Below are 19,842 nucleotides of genomic sequence, written 5' to 3'. Positions count from 1 at the left end.
CATGGCGAGGCGCCACGCTTGGCCTTAGTTTCCCGCTCAATCCGCGAAATCCATGGGACTCGACAAGCTTACGACCAAACTTCAGGAAGCCCTCCAAGCCGCCCAACGGCTGGCCTCGAAGTCGGCTCATCCCGAGCTGAAGGGCACGCATCTTTTGCTCGCCTTGCTTCAACAAGAAGGCGGTATTGTTACCCCGATCCTCCAAAAGGCGGGCGTCGATATCACTCGCCTGAAGGCATCGCTGATGACGGCGCTGGATCGCGAGCCGACCCAGCAGGGCGGCACGACGCAGCCACAGATTTCCTATGGTCTGCGTGCCACGCTCGATGCTGCCGATGAGGTGCGCGAGTCGATGGATGACGACTACCTCAGCGTGGAGCACGTCCTGATCGGCGCGCTGAAGGCCGATGCTCCGGAAGGCAAATTGCTCAAGGAAGCCGGGCTCGATGAGAAGAAGGCGCGCAAGGCGATCGAAGGTGTCCGCGGTCCGCAGAAGGTCACCGACCAGGACCCCGAGGGCAAATACCAGACGCTGGAGAAGTACGGCACCGACCTCACCGCGCGTGCGCGTGAAGGGAAGATCGATCCGGTGATCGGCCGCGACAACGAGATCCGCCGCGTGATGCAGGTGCTTTCTCGCCGCACGAAGAACAATCCCGTGCTCATCGGTGAGCCGGGTGTGGGCAAGACCGCCATCGTGGAAGGCCTCGCGCGCCGCATTGTGTCCGGCGATGTGCCGGACTCGATGAGGGACAAGCGCGTGATCGTGATGGACGTGGGCGGCATGCTTGCGGGCGCGAAGTATCGCGGTGAGTTCGAGGAGCGCTTGAAGGCTTTCCTGAAGGAAGTCACGGAGAGCGCGGGTGAGATCATCCTGTTTATCGACGAGCTACACACCATCGTCGGTGCGGGGGCGAGCGAGGGTGCGGTAGATGCCGCGAACTTGCTGAAGCCACAGCTTGCGCGCGGTGAGCTGCGGACCATCGGCGCTACCACGCTGGATGAGTATCGCAAGTACATCGAGAAGGACGCAGCGCTCGAGCGGCGCTTCCAGCCGGTGATGGTCGGTGAGCCGTCGGTCGAAGACACGATCGCGATCCTGCGCGGGCTGAAGGAGCGCTATGAAGTGCACCACGGCGTGCGCATTCAGGATGGCGCACTGGTTTCCGCGGCGATGCTTTCTGATCGCTACATCTCCGACCGCTTCCTGCCGGACAAGGCCGTCGACCTCGTCGACGAGGCAGCTTCGCGCTTGAAGATCGAACTCGATTCGATGCCGACCGAAATCGACCAGATCGAGCGCGCGATCATGCAGCTCGAGATGGAGAAGAAGGCGCTCGAGAAGGAGACCGACAAGGCCAGCATCGCGCGCCTCGAAAAGGTGAAGGAGGAGCAGGCAAACCTGCGCGAGGAGTCCGCCGGCCTCATGGCCCAGTGGCGGAATGAGAAGGATGTCATCGATCTCGTGCGCGCGGCACAGAACAAGATCGACTCGCTTAAGACGGAGGCCGAGCAGGCCCAGCGCATCGGCGACCTGACCCGTGCGTCCGAACTCAGCTACGGCCGCATCCCGGAAGCGCAGCGCGAACTGGAGGCCGCGAATGACCGTCTGGTGGAGCTTCAGAAGACAGGTGCGATTCTCCGCGAGGAAGTTACCGAGGAAGACATTGCCCGTGTCGTTTCGGCATGGACCGGCATTCCCGTCTCGCGCTTGCAGGAAGGCGAGAAGGAGAAGCTGGTCCACATGGAAGAGCGACTCGGCAACCGGGTCATCGGCCAGAAGAAGGCTATCAAGGCGGTGTCGAATGCGGTTCGCCGTGCCCGTGCGGGCTTGCAGGATGAGAACCGTCCCATCGGCTCGTTCCTGTTTCTCGGACCCACCGGTGTGGGCAAGACGGAGCTATCGAAGGCACTTGCTGAATTCCTCTTCGATGACGAAGGGGCGATGGTTCGCATCGACATGTCCGAATACATGGAGAAGCACAGTGTCTCCCGGCTGATCGGCGCGCCTCCGGGCTACGTCGGCTATGACGAGGGCGGGCAGCTTTCCGAGCATGTACGACGCAAGCCATACTCGGTGGTGCTTTTCGACGAGATCGAGAAGGCGCACCCGGACGTGTTCAACGTGCTGTTGCAAGTGCTCGATGACGGCCGCATCACCGATGGCCAGGGACGGACCGTGGACTTCCGCAATACGGTGCTGATCATGACCTCGAACATCGGCAGCCAGTACATCCTCGACGAGGAGAATGCCGAACAGCGTGAGGCCAAGGTGACCGCGGCGCTGCGCCAGCACTTCAGGCCAGAGTTTCTCAACCGCATCGACGAGACGATCATCTTCGATCGCCTGCATCGCGAGGAGCTGACCAGCATCGTGGACATCCAGCTCGACCGCGTCCGCAAGCGGCTTGCCAAACAAGGCCTGGCCCTCGCCCTCACGGAAGAGGCCAAGGAATTCGTGGGCAACCAGGGCTACGATCCGGTCTATGGCGCGCGCCCGCTGAAGCGCGCGATCCAGCACTACCTGCTCGATCCGCTGTCGCTGGACATCCTGGATGGCAAGTTCAAGGACGGCGACGTGATCACGGCGGACGTGCAGGGAGGATCCGTGGTGTTCAGCGCGGGGTGAAACTTGATCGGGGCGGGGTGTTCATTGGTTGAACGCCCCGCTCTAACAAGAGGTAGCCGCCTCTATCGGCGGCGGGAATTCCCGGATTCGAAGATCTTGCCTGCGATGCCCCAGCCGAGATCCTGGCGCGGGATGATACCATCTCCGCCGAGGTAGAAGCGGCTGGCGACGAGGTAGTTGTCGCGCCGGATGCCACCTTTGCCACCGGAGAGGAGGTCAGTCACGGCCAAGCCGAGGCTGCCGGCGATTCCTTGCTTTTCCCGGACATAATCCCGGAAAGCCGCTTCGTTGGGATTGGTCAACGCAAGCACCACCACGACAATTCCTCCCAAGATCGCGAGCCGTTTCATGTGGGAAGGATAGATGGGCCGTGCTGGTGACGGCAAGTGCCGGGGATGCAGGCCGCACGCCGCTTGGGGAATCCTGCAAGATGGTCTTTCTCGATCCGGAAAGCCTCACGAGGCGTGCGGAGCTTGGAATCCCTCATGATTGCAGGGATTGCGAGCGGTCTAGGGGTCCCGGGATCGCGCTGCCACGCTTTGGCATGAGACGCGTTGAAGGAGTTGGACAAGGGTTGCCGCTCGAGTCTTGGGCAGCAACTCATTCAAACCATAACCGAACAAACCGATGAATACCCTGCAAATCAAAGGAAACTGGAACATCGCCAAGGGCAAGCTGAAGCAGAAGTGGGCAGATCTCACCGATGACGATCTCAACTATGTCGAGGGCAAGGAAGATGAACTGGTCGGCCGGATCCAGAAGAGGACGGGACAGGCCCGCGAGGACATCGAGAAGGCGATCAAGGAGTCGAACGACTGCGGTTGCTGATGTCCGAAGCAAGCTGGCGCCGCTCCATGGAGAGCGGCGCTTTTTTTGTGCAGGCTTAGAACAGCTCTGCCTGCCCGGGGAGCACGCGACGGAAGGCTGATGTATTCAGTTTCGGTGGACGTGTTGCCAGACCGAGACGCCGGCAGGTGGCGTGGTGCAGGGCGCGGAGTTGCCCGGCGGCTTCACCGCTGCCGCGCATCCGGACTCCGGGCGTGGAGGTATTGAGCGCTCCATCCCTCGCGTCGCGAATTCGATTGAGGATCTTTTCCTTCCGGTCGGGGAAGTGGCGATCCAGCCAGCTTTCGAAGACAGTGGCGACCGCACCGGGCAGCCGCACCATGGTGTAGCCGGCGAAACTGGCACCGGCTTCCTTCGCGGCTGTTAGGATGGCGGGCAGCTCGTGATCGTTGAGGCCGGGAATCATCGGCGCGGCATTCGTGCCGACGGGCACACCGGCGTCGGCGAGGGCGCGGATGGCGTCGAGCCGGGCTCGTGGGGAAGAGGCGCGCGGTTCGAGGATACGGGCGAGCTTTGGATCGAGCGTAGTGATGGAAAGGAACACGCACACTGCCTGATGGCGGGCGAGTTCGCCGAGGTGATCCACATCGCGGGCGATCAAGGCATTCTTGGTGATGAGCCCGACGGGTTGGCGAAAGCGCGACATCACCTCCAGGCAACGGCGGGTGATCTCCAGTTTGCGCTCGGCGGGTTGGTAGCAATCGGTCACGCCGCTCATCGCGATAATTCCCGGGCAGATCTTGCGGCGAGCGAGTTCCTTTTCCAGCAGCTCCGGCGCATCGAGTTTGACGACGATCTTCGACTCGAACTCAAGGCCCGCGGAAAAGCCGAGGTATTCGTGGTAGGGACGCGCGTAGCAGTAGGAGCAGCCGTGCTCGCAGCCGCGATAGGGGTTCACGCTGTAGTCGAACGAGAGGTCGTCCGCGGTGACGCGGTTGAGGATGCTCTGCGAGTCATCGCGCAGAAAGGTGGTCTTCAGGGGACGTGGATCGTCGTCGATCCACGCGTCATCATCGGTCTCGAAGCGCATGGCTTCGAAGCGATTGGCGGGATTTTCCTGAGCGCCCCGGCCGCGGTGCGGGTCCATGGGGGAGCCTTGACCACCTCAAGTGCGCGCGCAAATAAAATGTTCAAAAGAACAGTATTTGCGGGGGCATTCGGTATGCAGCAGGTGTCGTGTCGACGGAACGTCGACACTCCTTAAAGGAACCTCGTCAGCCCGCGCACGGTGCTGTCATCGAGTCGCCGCACGAGTGCGGTCGTGAGCGCCACCAGATGCAGGTAGTCGTTCACGTCGATGATCGAGTTGTGCGAGTGAATGTAACGCGATGGAACGCCGAGGACGACGGAGGGGATGCCGTTGCCGGCGAGGTGGAAGGAGCCGGCATCGGTGCCGCCGCTGCGGCGGACGGTGACTTGATGAGGAATGCCTTCTTCCTTTGCTGTGCGGATGGCGATCTCGGCCAAGCGTGGGTTCATGATCGCGCTCGGGTCGAAGAGGCGGATCTGCACGCCGCCGCCGAGGCGGCCTTGGCTTTCGGCGCGGCTGAAGCCGGGGGTGTCATCGGCGGGCGGGCCTTCGAGGATGATGGCGACATCCGGGTGGGAGTGGACGGCGGCGGTCTTGGCACCACGCAGGCCGACTTCCTCCTGCACGGTGCCGGCGAGCAGGATCTTGTTCGGTCGGGCAGCCGCGGCGAGTTGTTGGCCCGCTTGGATGGTGCCAGCCATGCCGACGCGGTTGTCGAAGGCCTTTGCCATGAACCAATCCTCGCGCTTCATCGCGGTGAATTCCGAGAAGGGTGCGATCGGATCGCCGAGGGCGATGCCGAAGTCGTTTTCCACTTCCGAGCGCGAGGTGGCACCGACATCGATGAACATCTGGTCGATGGTCATCACCTGGCGGCGCTGCGCTTCCGGCAGGAAATGCGGCGGCTTCGAGGCGACCACACCAATGATCTTTTCACCGCTGCGGGTGCGGATCTGGACGCGCTGCGAAAGCAGGCTGTGCTCCCACCAGCCACCAACCGGCAAGAATTGGAGGAAGCCATCCGGCGTGATGTTTTGCACCAGGAAGCCGACCTCATCCATGTGACCCGCGACAAGCACTCGCGGGCCTTCGCCGGGGAGTTCGCAGAAGACGCAGCCGGAGCGATCGGCGGAGAGTTCGCCGCAGTCTTCGAGCTCATTGATGAAGATGGCGCGCACCTCATTCTCGTGGCCGGGCACTGAATGGGCATCCGTCAATTCCTGCAGCAGGGAAATCGCCTTCGCTTTCACGCGGTCGAGGCTACCGGCCGCGATGCGGGGTGCAATGCGGATCGTGACAATCATGTGACCGCCGCGCGATGACCTGCTAGAAGGGGGCATGGAATGGCGGCAAGTGCAGTTGTTTCTCGCGGCGGCAGAGGAGGGGAGCATCACCGCGGCGGCGCGGAAGATGAACCTGACCCAGCCGGCGCTGAGCCGTCAGATCAAGGCGTTGGAAGAGGAGTTGGACGCTGAGCTTTTCACCCGCGGCGCGCATTCGGTGGCGCTGACCGCGGCGGGACGGGTGCTGGTGGAGGAGGGGAAGAAGCTGATCGAGCGGGCCGAGCGAGTGGTGAAAGCGGTGCGGGCGGAGTCGGCGGGCGAGCCGCTGCGGATCGGCTACGCTCCGTCGTTGGCGGGGCCGCTGTTGGGCTTGGCGCTGGAGCGCTTTTCGCAGGTCCATCCGCGGGTGCGGGTGCAGCTTTACGACTGCTCCAGTGCGGAGATGCGGGATGGCCTGGCGCAGGGGAAATTCGACGTGGTGGTGACGGTGCCGTGGGAAGGCGACGCGAACTCGGTCCAGTGGACCGCGATCCGCCGCCATCCGATGCGACTGGCGGTGCCCAACTCGCATGCCTTCGCCGGGCGCGAAAAAGTAAAACTCTCCGAGCTCAACGGGCAGCGCTTGCTGCTGTTTTCCCGCAATGACTACCCAGAGTATTGGCAGGCGGTGACGCGGCTGTTCCGTGACCACGGTATCGACGCGAAGGTGGCCGGCGAATTCGACGGCGTGACCAGCCTCGGGTCGGCGGTCGAGGCGGGCCTGGGAGTCGCCTTGGTGGCGGCCGGAAGCAGGATCGAGCGGGTGGCCCTGCTGGCGCTGGATCCTGATCCGGAGGCGGTGTGTGTCTCCGCCGGGCTTGCCGCGGGCAAGGAGGCCACGCCGGTGACGGCGGTCTTCGTGGCCGAGCTGAAGGCGGTGGCAGCGGAAGAGGAAAAATCGGCGTCGAAGAAGAGGTGACTTCGGCGCGGTTTCGGCCGGAAAACGTGCATCCGGCAAGGTTTTCGCGCCATTTCCTCACAAATTCCCGCTCGCGAAGAACGAGTCTACGTTGTAACTACCGTTTCGTGACTGGTCCTCGCCGTCGCAGAGCTACCCCCCGGGAATCCTCACGCGGATTCGCGATTGTGGCGTGCTTGCTCGTGACGGTGCTCTTGATGGTGCTGGCGCTGGGGTTGATGAGCCTTTCCTCTCTCGAACTGAGGCGCTCGACCCGTGAGGAACACGCGGCCACCGCGCGTGCCAATGCACGGATGGCCCTGGTCACGGCGATCGGGCAATTGCAGGAGACCCTGGGGCCGGACCAGCGCGTCTCGGCCACCGCGGAAATCCTCGGCGAGGGCGTCAAGCAGCCGCAGTGGACCGGTGTCTGGCGCACCCGGCAGGCGAATGGCAACTCATGGTTCACCCGGGACGATCTCAATGGCGGCCTTCGCGACGCGCGCGCCGGTCACGAAGGAAAAGAAAAGGCGCTGGCTTGGCTCGTGAGCGGAGACGGGAATCCGCTGGCGGATCCGACCGGCGAGACCGTGCCGATGATGAGCGCTGACTCGATGGGCCAGGGCGATTCCTTGACCCAAAGCGAACCCCTGAAGGTGCCGCTGATGAAGGTTGGCGAAGGCAAGGAACTTTCCGGCCACTATGGCTGGTGGACCGGCGATCTGGGCGTGCGGGCAAATATCGCGACGACCGATCCGCGGGCGGACGTTCCGGCAAATCGCGCGACACCGTCCGATGGCGGCATGTTCCGGATGCTGGCGGCTGCAGCACCGGACGTGGCGATGATGGACGGCGCAAGGACGGTGGAAAGGGAGGATGGTGCGCGGCTTGTCAGTCCCGGCACCTCGGCGCTGGCGATGGATGGTCCCGAGTGGAGCAAGCAGCACGGCTTTGATTTCACCGTGGCGTCCCGTGGCGTGCTGGCGGACGTCGCCGAGGGTGGACTGAAGCGCGACCTCACGGCGTATCTGTCCGGCAATGGGTCGGAGGCAGCACTCGGCACGCGCGCGGGATTGACGGATGACGACAGGATCATCGGAGGAACTGCTGGATCGGCTAATGCCAATGCACTTTCCCGCTATCGCAATGCGGGCCCCCGGTTCGGACTGTTACGGGGCTGGGCGCGGAATTCCGCGGCTTTTCGTAGTTCGGGAGTTCCTTCCCGGCTGGCCGAGACCGGCGGTGGCTCGGCCTCTACCAGCCGCAGACTCGCCCTGGCCAACGAGACCCCGATCAAGCTCGCCGGCAAGGAGGCGGATCTGCAGCCGATCCTGGTGGAAGCCACGAACTTCATCCAGATGAGCACCTATGCCGACAGGATGACGTCCTACGTGGCTAGTGATGGAAAGAGCTATCCGCTCCAGCTTTTCCAAATCCGCCAGCTGATGTATCCGCGGGTGGTCCTCTGGAATCCCTACAACGTCTCTCTCGAGATGGATCGCCGGATTGTGATGATCCAAGGCAACGGCCGACAGGAAATGTGGACCCAGAACGAGGACTACAACAAGCTGAAGTCGCCCAAATACTTTCAGCCGCAGACATCATGGCTGAATTTCGAGGGCGGTCGTAGCACGTCCTTCGGTGGATCGATCACCCAATCCGAAGGGTATCAGGATCCCTACATGGGCTCTTACTACTTCTCCGTTCCGGCCACACGTATTGAACCCGGAGAATGTCTGGTGTTTTCGCCGGCAAAATCGGCGGAGTACAATGGGCTGAGTGCGTATCGCCCCGGCCCATACAACCTCAACGCCAATGAACTGACCTGCGCTTCCCCTCCGGACGTCTCCCGATCCTACTATGTTTCCGGCAGCGATATCGATGGGGGGATCGATTTTCTGCCCAAGCAATTCTGGTATGCACCGAGCCTTTGGTACGTGGACGGAAAGTCGGGCGTGGTGAACCAGAGCGACGACACTCGTGCCATCATGAAGCGGGTGGATGCTACCAGCACTGTCACGTTCGAGTCCTTCGACACCCTGCCACAGCTGTCGGTGCTTTCTGCGTCACTTCAATTCGGAGCAGGGAAGGAACCGCGGATCGCGTGGAACGTCAACGAGCGCATGCCGATGCAGTTATTGGATCGCCTCGAGCCGAGGCCGACGGTGGTGCCGAATGTTCGCACGCGCGAGGGAATCCGGCTGCGGTGGTTCACTGAGCACTATACGAACCTCATCAACTCCGGCCCTCTGGCTAACACCCCCTATCTGGAAGAAGCCTTGCTGGCGAACTGGAACCCGCGGGCTGGCTACGTGGTCCGTTCGCCGTGGGACAATGTCGGTGGAAAGATGCCGAGCAGCGGAAGCGCGGGAGGCCCTTGGTTCTTCGGTGCCTACACGCGGGATCTTTTCGACCAGGCGGTGAGTTGGCCGGATCAGGTGCCGGTGCCACGGGATGGTCGCTACCATGGCAATCCCTTCGGCCCGCCACAGGAAGGTCTGAAGAACTACGTTCTCTTCGATGTGCCACGTCAGGAGACCGGCGTCCTGTCATTGGCCCAGTTCCAGCATGTGAAGTTGTCGGAGTTGGTCTGGCACCCTTCCTATGCGATCGCAAACTCCCTTGCAGATCCGCGGTTGGGCACCGGTGGGAACTCCGGCTTGAACCGCACTGCGGCCCTGGCCGGCGACCAGACCAGTGCGGGCTTGGGTGGCTTTCATGAAAATGAACTTGGCTGGTCGGCCGATACCGCGCGTGGAAAGACCCGTGCTGATTGGGCGATCAGTGCCCGTGCCATCCTCGGCGAGGCACCCGCGAGTGACAATCTGGTCTACGACCTGTCCTTCGAAGCGAACCAAGGGCTGTGGGATCGCTTCTTCCTCTCAAGCGGAACGGAGGAGCAAAAGCGCAGCTTCCTCGGCGATCCGCTGGTGAATCCGCTGCCGAATTCCCGCATGCGGCCGGCACCGGGAGCATCGGTCGATCTGGCGGGCTTGAAGGACTTCCACCGGGCGGCTTCCGAGCTGATGGTGGATGGTGCTTTCAATGTGAACTCGACGCGGGTCGAGGCGTGGAAGGCGCTGCTCGGTTCGACGAAGCTCACCGGCTATGGCACGGGTGGCACGCCCTTCCCACGCGTGCTGAATCCGCCGGGACCGGCATGGAAGACCGGCGATCAGGCATCCGACGACAGCGCGTGGGATGGCTATCGCGAGCTGACGGATGAAGAGATCCAGCGCTTGGCCGAAGCGATTGTGGAGCAGGTGAAGCTGCGCGGGCCGTTCATCTCGATGGCCGACTTTGTGAACCGTCGTCTGGCTGAGAATGAAACCGGCCGGATGGGTGCGCTGCAGGCAGCCATCGAGAAGGCCGGGTTGAATGCGGAGCAAATCCAAGCCTACCCGCTCGACAACCGCAATTCACTGCCGGACTACAAGCATCCCGACAATCTCCGCGACGCCACCCGGCTGGAACAAATGCTCAAGCCGAATTCCAAGGCATGGGGCGCGCCGTCCTACCTGACCCAGGCCGACGTGTTGCAAGTCATCGGCCCGTCGTTGTCGGCCCGTTCGGATAGCTTTGTGATTCGCGCCTATGGGGATTCGGTGGATGAGGCGGGCAATGTTCAGGCGCGCGTGTGGTGCGAGGCCACGGTGCAACGCATCCCCGAGCCACTGGTGCCGGATGACAGCGGCCTCGATTCCAAGAACACAGGCAAGACCGGCGACTTCGGCCGCCGCTTCATCATCGCGTCCTTCCGCTGGCTATCTCCCTCGGAGATCTGATAGTGACCGGTCCATGAAGTTGTCGTTCATCGCCGGTCTGCTCGCCTTGGTTTGCGGGTTACCGCTTTCCGCGCAGGAGACCGCTCCGGATCCAAAGGCAAAAGAGAAGCCCGTGGCCGGCCGCCATGTGCGGTTCCTGCCGGTCGGGGACGCGCCGCCTTTCCAGCAGGATATCCGCGATGGTGTGGCGTATGAGCTGGAGCCGCCGGCCGGCAGTATCCCGCCGCGCCAGGTGATGGTCGGCTTTGGTGACGAGAAGAAGAATGCCGTGCCGCTTTTGTTAGGCCAGGTCACCCTGCCGCTTTCCGCACCCGGGGGAGAAGGTCTCATGCAGGTCCGGAAGCTCGATGATGCGCCCGAGGCGGAGCCGTGGCTGAAGGTGAATCGTCCGGAGAGCGGCGACTTTCTCGTGCTGCTGTGGCGGGAATCCGCGAAGGGGAATTGGAACACGGCGCGCTCGCTGGTGCTGCCGGACGATCCCGAGTCTGCGCCTGCCGGCAAGGTCCGCCTCGTGAATCTCTCACCGGTGCCGGTCGCGGTCGTCTTCGGTGGCGAGAAGATCAAGCTGGAGGCCGGGAAATTCTATCAGCGCAGCGTGCCTGTGGGAAAAGACAACGAGTTCCAGCTCGGCGCGGAAATCCGTGACGGCGGCCTGGATCGGTTTTACGCCGGCTCGATTTTCCAGAATCCCAGCGAGCGGAGCCTGGTCGTGATCTATCGCGCGGATGGCGTGCAGCCGCGCAAGCCGCTGAAGGCGGTGGTGCACCGCGAGCCGGTGAAGTAGGGGCAGCCCTCACTTCTGTCCCTTGGCTTCCGCGATCGTTTCTCCCGGCTCAAATGTCGCCGGGAATGTCGTCTGGGCGAGATCCGTTTCTCCCTTGGCCAGGCTCTTCACCCACCGGTTCACGCGGCGGACGTGTTCGTCGATGGGCCACTTGAAGTGCGCAGGGCTGCGCGGGAGCAGTGAGAACATCGGGCCGGTGGTCATGCCGATCACCGAAATATCGCGCGGCACGCGGATGCCTTTCCGTCCGAGGAACTCCAGCGCCGCCACGTAGGGCGCGGGGTTCACGAAGATCAATGCCGTTGGCTGCGTGATCATGAACAGCGACTCCAGCAGCTTCTCCAGCCCTTCCGGAGTCTGGTCCCATGACGGGAGGTTGTAGCTAGTCGGCGTGTGGCCGCATTCTTCGAGGGCGGTGAGGTAGGCCATGCCGGTTTGGCTTGGCATCGGCAACCGCCAGCTGTCGGGGGAAATCGCCACGATCCGCCGGTGCCCGAGTGCGCTCAATGTCCTAACAGAATCACGGATCGCATCATCGATCTTCGTGGAAGTACTGGCGACCGGGAGTCCGGCGAAGCCACCGCCGACTGCCATCACCGGAATGGAGCGTGAGACAAAGCACTCCAGCACTTCACGCGTGGCAGAGTAGGCGACCCACGCATCCGCCTTCGCGGACTCGATCATGCGGGTGACCCGCGTGACCTTGTAGCCGAGTTCCCGCAGGCTGCGCTCGGCGGTGAAGCAGGTGTGGCCGGCATTCTCGATCCGCCGGATCACATCGAGCATCATTTGCTGCGAATGCAGGTTGATGAGCTTGAGGGTATCCGACATCACCACGCCCACCCGCAGCGTGCGGTCTTCGGTCGAATCGCGAGCCATTACGATCTCCTTGCGGCGGCCCGGACCGGCGGACTTGAGACTTCCTTCGCTTTCCAGCAGCCGTAGCGCCGCCTCCACGGTGTCCTTCGAGACGCCCAGCTCCTGCACCAGGGATCGCACGCCGGGAAGCTGCCCGCGCCAATGACCGTTGCGAAAGCCCTGCCACAAGTGATCCGCGACCTGCTCAATGACCGATCGTTGGCGAAAAGGGTGCACAGGTGAGCAAAGGTGACGTGAGTCGAGTTAAACCGTCCTGATTTTCCGGACAGTGGGCAAGAACAAAGCCCTTTGTTTCAAGTCGTCAGACAGATATCGGCGAAAGCACTGGATCGCCCATTCCTGACCTCCACCTCGTTCCTGACCTCACTTCGTTTCTCATTACCGCTATGAAAAAACCCTCTTATCAGACGCGAGCTTCCGCTCTGCCGATCATCGCCGTCTCGGTCGTAACCGTCACGATGGCCTCCGCTGGCACGCAGTATTGGAAGACCAGCGCCGCCAGTTCCTGGTCCGGCGCTTTCTGGGGCAGCGCTCCGGGCGGCCCTTACACCGACGCGTGGGTCGCCGGATCCGACGTCACCTTCGAAGACAATGGCGGCACCGCACTCACCATCACGGGTGCCACCACCAACTTCGCTTCCATCACGGCCAATGAAAACGTGACGGTCACCGCGAGCGGCACGCTCGCCACCGGCGGCACGGTCGCAAGCGTGACGGTCGCAGCTGACAAGACCCTCGACTTCGCCGGACAAGCGCTCTCCACCGCCGCAGGCACCGGCTTTATCAAGAACGGTCCGGGCACCTGGGCGCTGGCCAATGGGAACCAGTACGGAGGCGGCTTCACGCTCAATGCAGGCACCGTCGCAGTTGGCGGCGTGAATGCCATGGGTGGTGCTGCGGGAAATACCCTGACCATCAACGGCGGCACCATCCGCTCCAACAGTACCGCCGCCCGCGACCTCACGAACAAGTATCCCGGCGGCATCACCCTGAACAGCGATGTCACCCTCGGCGATGCCACCAGCAACGGCACGCTGACCTTCACTAACAATACGAATTTGGGGTCCGCCACGCGCACGCTCACGGTGAACAGTCCGGTGACGTATAACGGAATTATCACCAGTGGTGTCGCGGCAGGTTTGACCAAGACGGGCCCGAGTATGCTCACGCTCGGCGGAGCCAACACGTATGGCGGTGTCACCACGATTTCCGGTGGCGTGCTCTCGATCTCCGCAACCACCGCGCTGCCTTCGTCCGGATTCAGCACGAATGGCGCTTACTCCGTCGCCAGCGGAGCCGGTCTTGCGGTGGGGAATGCGGTGACCGATGCGAACATCACCACCATGCTCGGAACCACCAACTTCGCCTCGGGCGCATTGATTGGTTTCGACACCACCGCCGCGGCGAGAGCCTATTCGGCCAATCTTGGCAATACCGCCCAAGGTCCTCTCGGACTCGTCAAGGTGGGTAGCAACACGCTGACCCTTTCCGGCACCAATACCTACTCCGGCGGCACGGTCGTCAGCCAGGGGAATGACTCCGTGGGCATCACGGTCGCGAACGCTGCTGCTCTTGGCTCCGGCGCGGTGCTGGTCAACGGCGCCCAGCAGTTCTCTGCCAGCCTCTCGGTCAATACCGGCCTGACCATGACCAATGCCCTGACTCTGAAGCGGAGCAACGCGGGAAGCGGCCGGGCGCTGCTCTCCCTGGCTGCCAACAGCAACTGGAGCGGCAACATCACAATCGACAACACCAGCGGCAGCGGTCTCGCCGCCATCATGACGGGTGCGACGACGACCGCGACGGCGGCGATTGTTTCCGGAAACATTGGGGTCAGCACCCTTGGCGTCGGCAATGCGAACAACCCGACCCTTGCCCTGCGGACCAGCAACAATTTCGGCAAGGTCACCGGCTCGCTTTCCCTTTCCACTGGTTATCTGGAGCTTCTGGACACCAGCAGGTGGGAGCTCAGCAATGCGTCCAACACTTGGGGCACGCTCGACGTCAACAACGCCGGCGCGATCGTCACCGTCGGCGCGACCAATACCCTCTCGCCCAGCGGGATCGTGACGTCCACCGTGGGCGGCACCCTGCAACTGAACAATCAGGCGGCTACCACCACCTATGACCAGACGATCGCCGGCTTGAGCGGTAACGTGAAGGTCGGCTTTGCCAACGGCGTCACCGGACCTGCCACGCTTACCTTGAACACTTCGGCGGACCAGACCGGTTCCGGGGTGATCTCCGGCAACATCAACCTGGTGAAATCGGGAACGGCAAGGCAGACGCTGACCGGCGCCAATACCTACACCGGTAACACGACCATCAGCGGAGGCGCGCTTTCCTTTGGCACCACCGGCGTGCTGCCTGCGACCGGTGACGTCACCGTCAGCTCCGGCACCCTTGATCTCCGCAAGGGCACGGCCGTGCGAAGCCAGTTGGTGAACAATCTATCCTTGTCGGGAGCCACGCTGGAGTTCGGCCTGAATGCCTCGCCGGACATGATCGATGCGGTAGGTGTCACCGCCACGGGCACCAACACGCTGAAGCTCTTCGGCAGCACGCCGGTGGGCAGCTACGAACTCATCCGGTCGGGTGGACCTCTGAGCGGCACCTTCGTGCTGAATACCAGCGGTGTCACGCCGTCCGGTTTTCCTGTTTCTTACAACGGAAGCATCCAGGGAAACAGCTACGTGCTGAATGTCACCGGAGCCGCCACCCCGACCACCGCATGGTGGCGAGGTGATGTGAGCTCGGTTTGGAACGATGGCTCGCTTGCGCCTAACAGCAACTGGGCGACCGATAGCTCCGGTGCCCCCGATGCGGGCCAGATCCCGGGAGCCATCACCGATGTGCACTTCTCCGCCACCTCGGCGGCCAACACGAACACGACCCTCGGTGGCAACCTCAGCATCAACAGTCTCACCTTCGATTCCGGCACTGCCGCGGTGGGTGGAGCGCAGACGCTGACGATCCTGAATGAATTCGGCACCGGGCTGGACGTCCTCTCTGGCGCCAATGCCACGCTGGCAACCGGCAGTCTGGTCTGCACCTCTGTCAGTGCGGTGGAGTCGGGTGGCACGCTTACCGTCAACAGTGGCGGCCTGGGTACAGGTCCATTGCTGGTGGATGGAACGCTGAATCTCAACATGGACCTTGCCAAGGAATCCCTTAGCGGTGCGGCCACCGGCTCCATCAGCCGCGGGGTTGCAGGTGCGGGGCTCCTGACCATTTCCGGAACCACGAGCAGCAGCTACGATGGAACCCTCGGCAACGGCGCGGGCACGCTGGCACTGGTCAAGGGTGGCTCCTCCACGCTCACGCTCGGCGGCTCTAGCAGCTACAGCGGTGGGACCACCATCAGTGGCGGTGTGGTGAAGGCGAATAGCTCCACCGCGGTGGGCAGCGGTACGGTCGCCATCAATGGCGGTGTCCGTCTCAGCCTCGGCGATGGCGTGACCCTGGCCAATGCCATCACCATCGGTGCCAACACCAGCCCGCAGGGAGCCGGTATTCTCGAAGCCTCGTCCACCGTCAGCGGCACCGCGACGCTTGAAGGCCCCGTGAACATCACCGCCAGCCCGGCGGGTGGCGGCCACTTCATCAACGCATCCTCCGGCGGGACCTTTGATGTGAAGAGTGTCATCACTTCCTCGGTGCCGGTCATTCACCGGAGTGGTGCCATCAACTACTGGGGTGGCGGCACTGGCTACACCGCCATGACCGTGACGGGCACCGCTCGCCTCGGCGCGAACAATGGCCTCGCCACCACCGCCACCGTCACCCTCGGTGCCAGCGGCAGTGCCACCCTTGATCTCGCGGGCAGGAACCAGACGTTGGCAGGCATCATCAAGAGCACGAGCGCGGCCACCGTGGGCAACAGTTCCACCACCGCGGACTCCGTGCTCACCACCACCGGCACCTCCACCTACGATGGCGTCATTGCGAATGCCGTGAGCAGCGGCACCCGCAAGACGAGTCTCGCGATCTCCAGCGGCACGCTGACCTTGGGTGGTCTCAATACCTACACCGGCGACACCACCATCGCCGGCGGAGCCGGACTGGTGCTCTCAGACAATGCCCAGCTCCGCTTTGCCGTCGGTGTCACCACCAATGGCATCTCCGGCGGAGGGCAGGCCTCGATCAATGGCGACTTCAACATCGACACTTCCTTTGCCGATACCGCCTTCAGCTCCGGTTCCTGGACCCTTGAGAATGTGACCTCTTTGTATGGCGCCACCTTCCAGGTCCTCAGTGGCACCACCGCGTGGACTGCCACCGGTGACGTGTGGACCAAGACGGTGGGCAGCAAGACCTACTCCTTCGACGAGGCGACCGGCGTGCTCACGCTGACCAGCAGCGGCGGTGGCTTCAGTGCCTGGGCCAGCTCGAAGGGCCTCGCTGGTGCCGATGCTGCCTTCGGCGCGGATCCCGATCATGACGGCCTCAGCAACGGCCTCGAGTTCGTGCTCGGCGGTGAACCGAATCCTGCCAACCCGGGCTCGAACTCCGCGGCGCTGTTACCGGTGGTGTCATCATCGGGCGGCAATCTGGTATTCTCGTTCAAGCGGAAGGATCTCTCTGAATCCGGTATCACGTTGACCTTCCAGTGGTCGACAGACCTGACCTTCCCCGCGGCCAATAACGTCCCGGTCGGGGCGACGGATTCCACCACCGACACCATCGTCGTGGATATCACCGAAGACAGCCCTGATGCCGATACCGATACGGTCGTCATTACCATCCCGGCTGCCAAGGCGACCAGCGGCAAGCTCTTCGGGCGTCTCAGTGCCACCGAGCCCTGATCGCTCACCGGTTCATTCGCTAGTTCCATCCATTCTCTGGCAGGCGAAATCCCGGGTGGGACAAGCCTCTGCCAAGGGACGAGGTCAAGGGTGGGAGGTCATTGGGTTGGCCTCTCACCCTTATCCATAACCTGTCAGCCGCAGGCGATGGTCCCTTTACTCGCGGTTCCGCGTGTCGATGACGATGGTCACCGGGCCATCGTTCACGAGCGCGACTTTCATGTCGGCGGCGAAGCGGCCCTTGCCGACCGGCTTTCCGAGCTCGGTGCCGAGTGATTCGCAGAAGCGTTCGTAGAGGGGTTCGGAAATCTCCGGTCGCGCGGCTCGGATGAAGGAGGGGCGGTTGCCCTTCTTGGTTGAGGCATGCAGCGTGAACTGGCTGACCACAATCGCATCGCCAGCGCAGTCGGTTAGGGAGAGGTTCATCAAGCCGCCCTCGTCGGGAAAGATCCGCATCTTCGCGATCTTCGGCGCGAGCCACGCGACGTCTTCCTCGCCATCGCCATCCTCGACCCCGAGCAGGACTAACAGCCCGGTGCCGATCGACGAAACGACTTCGCCTTCGATGGTCACGGAGGCGGAGGAAACGCGTTGGAGGATGGCGCGCACGATGAATCTAGTAGACCGGCACCGCTGGATCGATCTGCGCCGACCATTGATCGATGCCGCCGCTCATCGACCAGGCTTCGACGCCGCGTTGGCGCCAATAGTTTGTCGCGCGCAGCGATCGCATGCCGTGGTGGCAGTAGACGATCGCTGGCACTTCGGGTGGCGATGCTTCGGCGAAGCGGGAGAGCGGAACAAATCGTGCGCCCTCGATGCGATTGAACCGCCACTCATCGTCCTCGCGGCAATCGATCAGGGCGATCTCGCCGCGTTGGATGGCAGGCAGCAGCTCCGCAACCTGCACGGGCGTGACTTCGATGCCCGTCTCCGGGTCCGGAAGTAAATCGCTCATCGCTCGACGGTGACCGGCGTGCCGACCACGGCGTTGTCGAAGAACTTCATCGCCATCTTGTCAGGCATGCGGACGCAGCCGTGGGAAGCGGCATAGCCGGGCAGGTAGCCGGTATGCATGCCGACGGACGGCGCGAACTGGAGGAAGTTGAACATCGGCGCGCCCTCGTAGTAGCAGCCCGGTGGCACCGGCTCGTTTTGCGCCTCGGCGTCATCGTCCACCACGCGGTCGGTGCCCTTTTCCTTGAAGACGCCGTAGCTGGAGGAGCGGTGATACTTGTCCTTGAGCTGGACCTTGTAGTTGCCGGGCGGGGTCACGCGGCCTTCCTTGCCGGTGGAGATGCGGGACACGCCGGCGAGGGTGCCGCCCTTGTAGAAGAAGGCCTTTTGCTGGGTCAGATTGATCCGGATCGCGGCGGGGCCGGTCAGCTGGTCGCCGTCCCAGTAGGAGACGTCGTCCGGGAGCGGGCTGGATTTCCAATCGTGCTCCCGCTTTTGCGAGTAGCCGGCCATGTAGTGCGACTCGCCGCGCATGCCGGCGCCGTCGAAGCAGGAAGTGAAGGCGAGGGGAACAAGTGCTGAAATGGCGATGCAGGCTCTCATGGTGTTTCGGATGGGCGTATTATAAACCGCGAAAGCCCCTGCGGGTCAAGGACCGGTGCCCGGACTTGTTTTGGCAGTGGCGGCGGTGGTGCGCCCTTCGGAGAGAATCCGCGAAGCATCCGATTCCATGAATCCGTGCTTCTACGTGCTTTCCGCCGTCGGAGTGACGGGCCGGGCCGGGAGCACCGGGCTTGCGCCGCGGCCCGGGAATGATAAGGGTGCCGCCCGATGCCGAACTACGACTATGTCTGCGAGACCTGCGGGCACCGCTTTGAAGTCTTCCAGAGCATGAATGACGCGAAGCTGCAGGACTGCCCGCAGGAAGGATGCGCCGGCAAGGTGAAGCGGCTGCTGGGCACCGGTGCCGGGTTGCTTTTCAAGGGTGCGGGCTTTTACCAGACCGACTACCGTTCGAATTCGTATCAGGCCGGTGCGAAGAGTGATTCCGCCGCGTCCAAGCCAGCGGAGAGCAGCGCCCCGGCTGCCTCGCCTGCGGCGGCACCGGCTCCTTCGAAGGCGTCCGAGTGAGCGTTCTTCCCAAACCCTGAGCCCTTTGCTACCGCTCGCCTCATCCTCATGGCCGACGACAAAAACCCACCCCCGCCCTCCAAGCCCAAGGGCAGTTGCCTCGGCAAGCTCGTGGCCCTGTTCTCCCTCGCCGGTGTGGCGGGGCTTGGCGTGGCCGTGTTCTATATCACGCAGCCGCAAGATCTTTCCGATATCAAGGGGCGCCCGTCCGGCCTGACGCCGGCACCAAAGACCCGCGACCTGGCCGCGGTGCTGAAGAACTCGGTGGATCGCAATTATCCGCTGACGATCACCGAGGAGGAAATCAATCTCTACATCCGCCAGACCCTCGCCTCGAAGCAGGGCGGCTTCCTCGGCTCGCAGGTTTCGCTGAATGGCGTAAGCGTGCGTCTGGAGGAAGGCCGCGCCGAGATCATCACCGAGCGCACCATCGCCGGGCGGCCGATCACGCTTTCGATGTATGTCCGCGTGGAGCAGCAGATCGATGTCCACGGCAAGACCCGGACGATGATCGCCCGCGAAGGCGGTCCCTTCTTCCCGCAGGTGGAGCGGACCGAGAGATTCGCCAAAGGCGGCCGCTTCGGCCAGCTGGTGGTGCCGCAGGGCTTCCTGCTGCTGGTGATGCCGCAGTTCGAAAAACTCGCGACGCTTTACGAAAAGGAGCTTCACCTCGGCTTCGAGGAAATGTCCCGGATCAAGCTGGAGAAAGGCAAGCTGGTGCTCGATCCGCGTGCCGATGGCGGCTCGTCGCTGATGCCCGGTGAAACGTTCTGACC

General features: G+C 63.0%; 15 protein-coding genes. 8 read left to right on the top strand and 7 right to left on the bottom strand.

Going from position 1 to position 19,842, the window contains the following annotated elements; genetic code table 11:
• Positions 1 to 52: 52 nt before the first annotated feature.
• Positions 53 to 2,629 carry an ATP-dependent chaperone ClpB gene (gene clpB / locus WKV53_RS02885; RefSeq protein WP_341402841.1) on the top strand — a complete coding sequence of 859 codons (2,577 nt, stop codon included), beginning with the start codon at positions 53 to 55 and terminating at the stop codon, positions 2,627 to 2,629.
• 62 nt (positions 2,630 to 2,691) lie between these two features.
• On the opposite strand, the gene WKV53_RS02880 is transcribed toward clpB, so the two are convergent.
• On the bottom strand, positions 2,692 to 2,979 hold the full coding sequence (locus tag WKV53_RS02880) for a hypothetical protein (protein WP_341402840.1): 288 nt from the start codon (positions 2,977 to 2,979) through the stop codon (positions 2,692 to 2,694).
• 277 nt (positions 2,980 to 3,256) lie between these two features.
• On the opposite strand from WKV53_RS02880, the gene WKV53_RS02875 reads away from it, so the two are divergent.
• Positions 3,257 to 3,457, top strand: coding sequence for a CsbD family protein (locus WKV53_RS02875; RefSeq protein ID WP_341402839.1), 201 nt, complete (start codon positions 3,257 to 3,259; stop codon positions 3,455 to 3,457).
• A 55-nt stretch (positions 3,458 to 3,512) separates the two neighbouring features.
• On the opposite strand, the gene WKV53_RS02870 is transcribed toward WKV53_RS02875, so the two are convergent.
• Both WKV53_RS02870 and WKV53_RS02865 read right to left on the bottom strand, forming a co-directional pair.
• Positions 3,513 to 4,562, bottom strand: coding sequence for a PA0069 family radical SAM protein (locus tag WKV53_RS02870; RefSeq protein WP_341402838.1), 1,050 nt, complete (start codon positions 4,560 to 4,562; stop codon positions 3,513 to 3,515).
• A gap of 113 nt (positions 4,563 to 4,675) precedes the next feature.
• On the bottom strand, positions 4,676 to 5,845 hold the full coding sequence (locus tag WKV53_RS02865) for a M42 family metallopeptidase (protein WP_341402837.1): 1,170 nt from the start codon (positions 5,843 to 5,845) through the stop codon (positions 4,676 to 4,678).
• On the opposite strand from WKV53_RS02865, the gene WKV53_RS02860 reads away from it, so the two are divergent.
• From WKV53_RS02860 to WKV53_RS02850, 3 genes are all read left to right on the top strand, one after another.
• On the top strand, positions 5,844 to 6,746 hold the full coding sequence (locus WKV53_RS02860) for a LysR family transcriptional regulator (RefSeq protein WP_341402836.1): 903 nt from the start codon (positions 5,844 to 5,846) through the stop codon (positions 6,744 to 6,746). The genes WKV53_RS02865 and WKV53_RS02860 overlap by 2 nt on opposite strands.
• Before the next feature lie 167 nt (positions 6,747 to 6,913).
• Positions 6,914 to 10,510, top strand: coding sequence for a hypothetical protein (locus tag WKV53_RS02855; protein WP_341402835.1), 3,597 nt, complete (start codon positions 6,914 to 6,916; stop codon positions 10,508 to 10,510).
• Between the two features lie 13 nt (positions 10,511 to 10,523).
• On the top strand, positions 10,524 to 11,294 hold the full coding sequence (locus tag WKV53_RS02850; RefSeq protein ID WP_341402834.1) for a hypothetical protein: 771 nt from the start codon (positions 10,524 to 10,526) through the stop codon (positions 11,292 to 11,294).
• 9 nt (positions 11,295 to 11,303) lie between these two features.
• On the opposite strand, the gene WKV53_RS02845 is transcribed toward WKV53_RS02850, so the two are convergent.
• Complete coding sequence (locus WKV53_RS02845; RefSeq protein WP_341402833.1) at positions 11,304 to 12,389, bottom strand: substrate-binding domain-containing protein; 1,086 nt, start codon at positions 12,387 to 12,389, stop codon at positions 11,304 to 11,306.
• A gap of 170 nt (positions 12,390 to 12,559) precedes the next feature.
• On the opposite strand from WKV53_RS02845, the gene WKV53_RS02840 reads away from it, so the two are divergent.
• Complete coding sequence (locus tag WKV53_RS02840; RefSeq protein WP_341402832.1) at positions 12,560 to 16,978, top strand: beta strand repeat-containing protein; 4,419 nt, start codon at positions 12,560 to 12,562, stop codon at positions 16,976 to 16,978.
• Between the two features lie 156 nt (positions 16,979 to 17,134).
• On the opposite strand, the gene dtd is transcribed toward WKV53_RS02840, so the two are convergent.
• The 3 genes from dtd to WKV53_RS02825 are packed head-to-tail and all read right to left on the bottom strand — an operon-like array spanning position 17,135 to position 18,538.
• Positions 17,135 to 17,587, bottom strand: coding sequence for a D-aminoacyl-tRNA deacylase (dtd, locus tag WKV53_RS02835; protein WP_341402831.1), 453 nt, complete (start codon positions 17,585 to 17,587; stop codon positions 17,135 to 17,137).
• A gap of 7 nt (positions 17,588 to 17,594) precedes the next feature.
• The gene (locus tag WKV53_RS02830; RefSeq protein WP_341402830.1) at positions 17,595 to 17,936 is read right to left on the bottom strand and encodes a rhodanese-like domain-containing protein; all 342 of its coding nucleotides are present in this window, start codon (positions 17,934 to 17,936) and stop codon (positions 17,595 to 17,597) included.
• A complete protein-coding gene (locus WKV53_RS02825; protein ID WP_341402829.1) occupies positions 17,933 to 18,538 on the bottom strand; it encodes a L,D-transpeptidase family protein in 606 nt (201 codons plus the stop codon). The genes WKV53_RS02830 and WKV53_RS02825 overlap by 4 nt, the downstream gene beginning before the upstream one ends.
• 228 nt (positions 18,539 to 18,766) lie before the next feature.
• Here WKV53_RS02825 and WKV53_RS02820 point away from each other — a divergent pair, with 228 nt between their 5' ends.
• Both WKV53_RS02820 and WKV53_RS02815 read left to right on the top strand, forming a co-directional pair.
• Positions 18,767 to 19,066: an FmdB family zinc ribbon protein gene (locus WKV53_RS02820; RefSeq protein WP_341402828.1), complete on the top strand. Its 300-nt coding sequence runs from the start codon at positions 18,767 to 18,769 to the stop codon at positions 19,064 to 19,066.
• A 48-nt stretch (positions 19,067 to 19,114) separates the two neighbouring features.
• Positions 19,115 to 19,840: a hypothetical protein gene (locus tag WKV53_RS02815; protein ID WP_341402827.1), complete on the top strand. Its 726-nt coding sequence runs from the start codon at positions 19,115 to 19,117 to the stop codon at positions 19,838 to 19,840.
• Positions 19,841 to 19,842: the final 2 nt, after the last annotated feature.

Origin of the sequence: Luteolibacter sp. Y139 (genome assembly GCF_038066715.1) — a bacterium.
GTDB classification, from domain to species: domain Bacteria; phylum Verrucomicrobiota; class Verrucomicrobiia; order Verrucomicrobiales; family Akkermansiaceae; genus Haloferula; species Haloferula soli.
The sequence above is the reverse complement of the archived record's forward strand: the minus strand, read 5'-3'. Positions and strand labels throughout refer to the sequence as shown.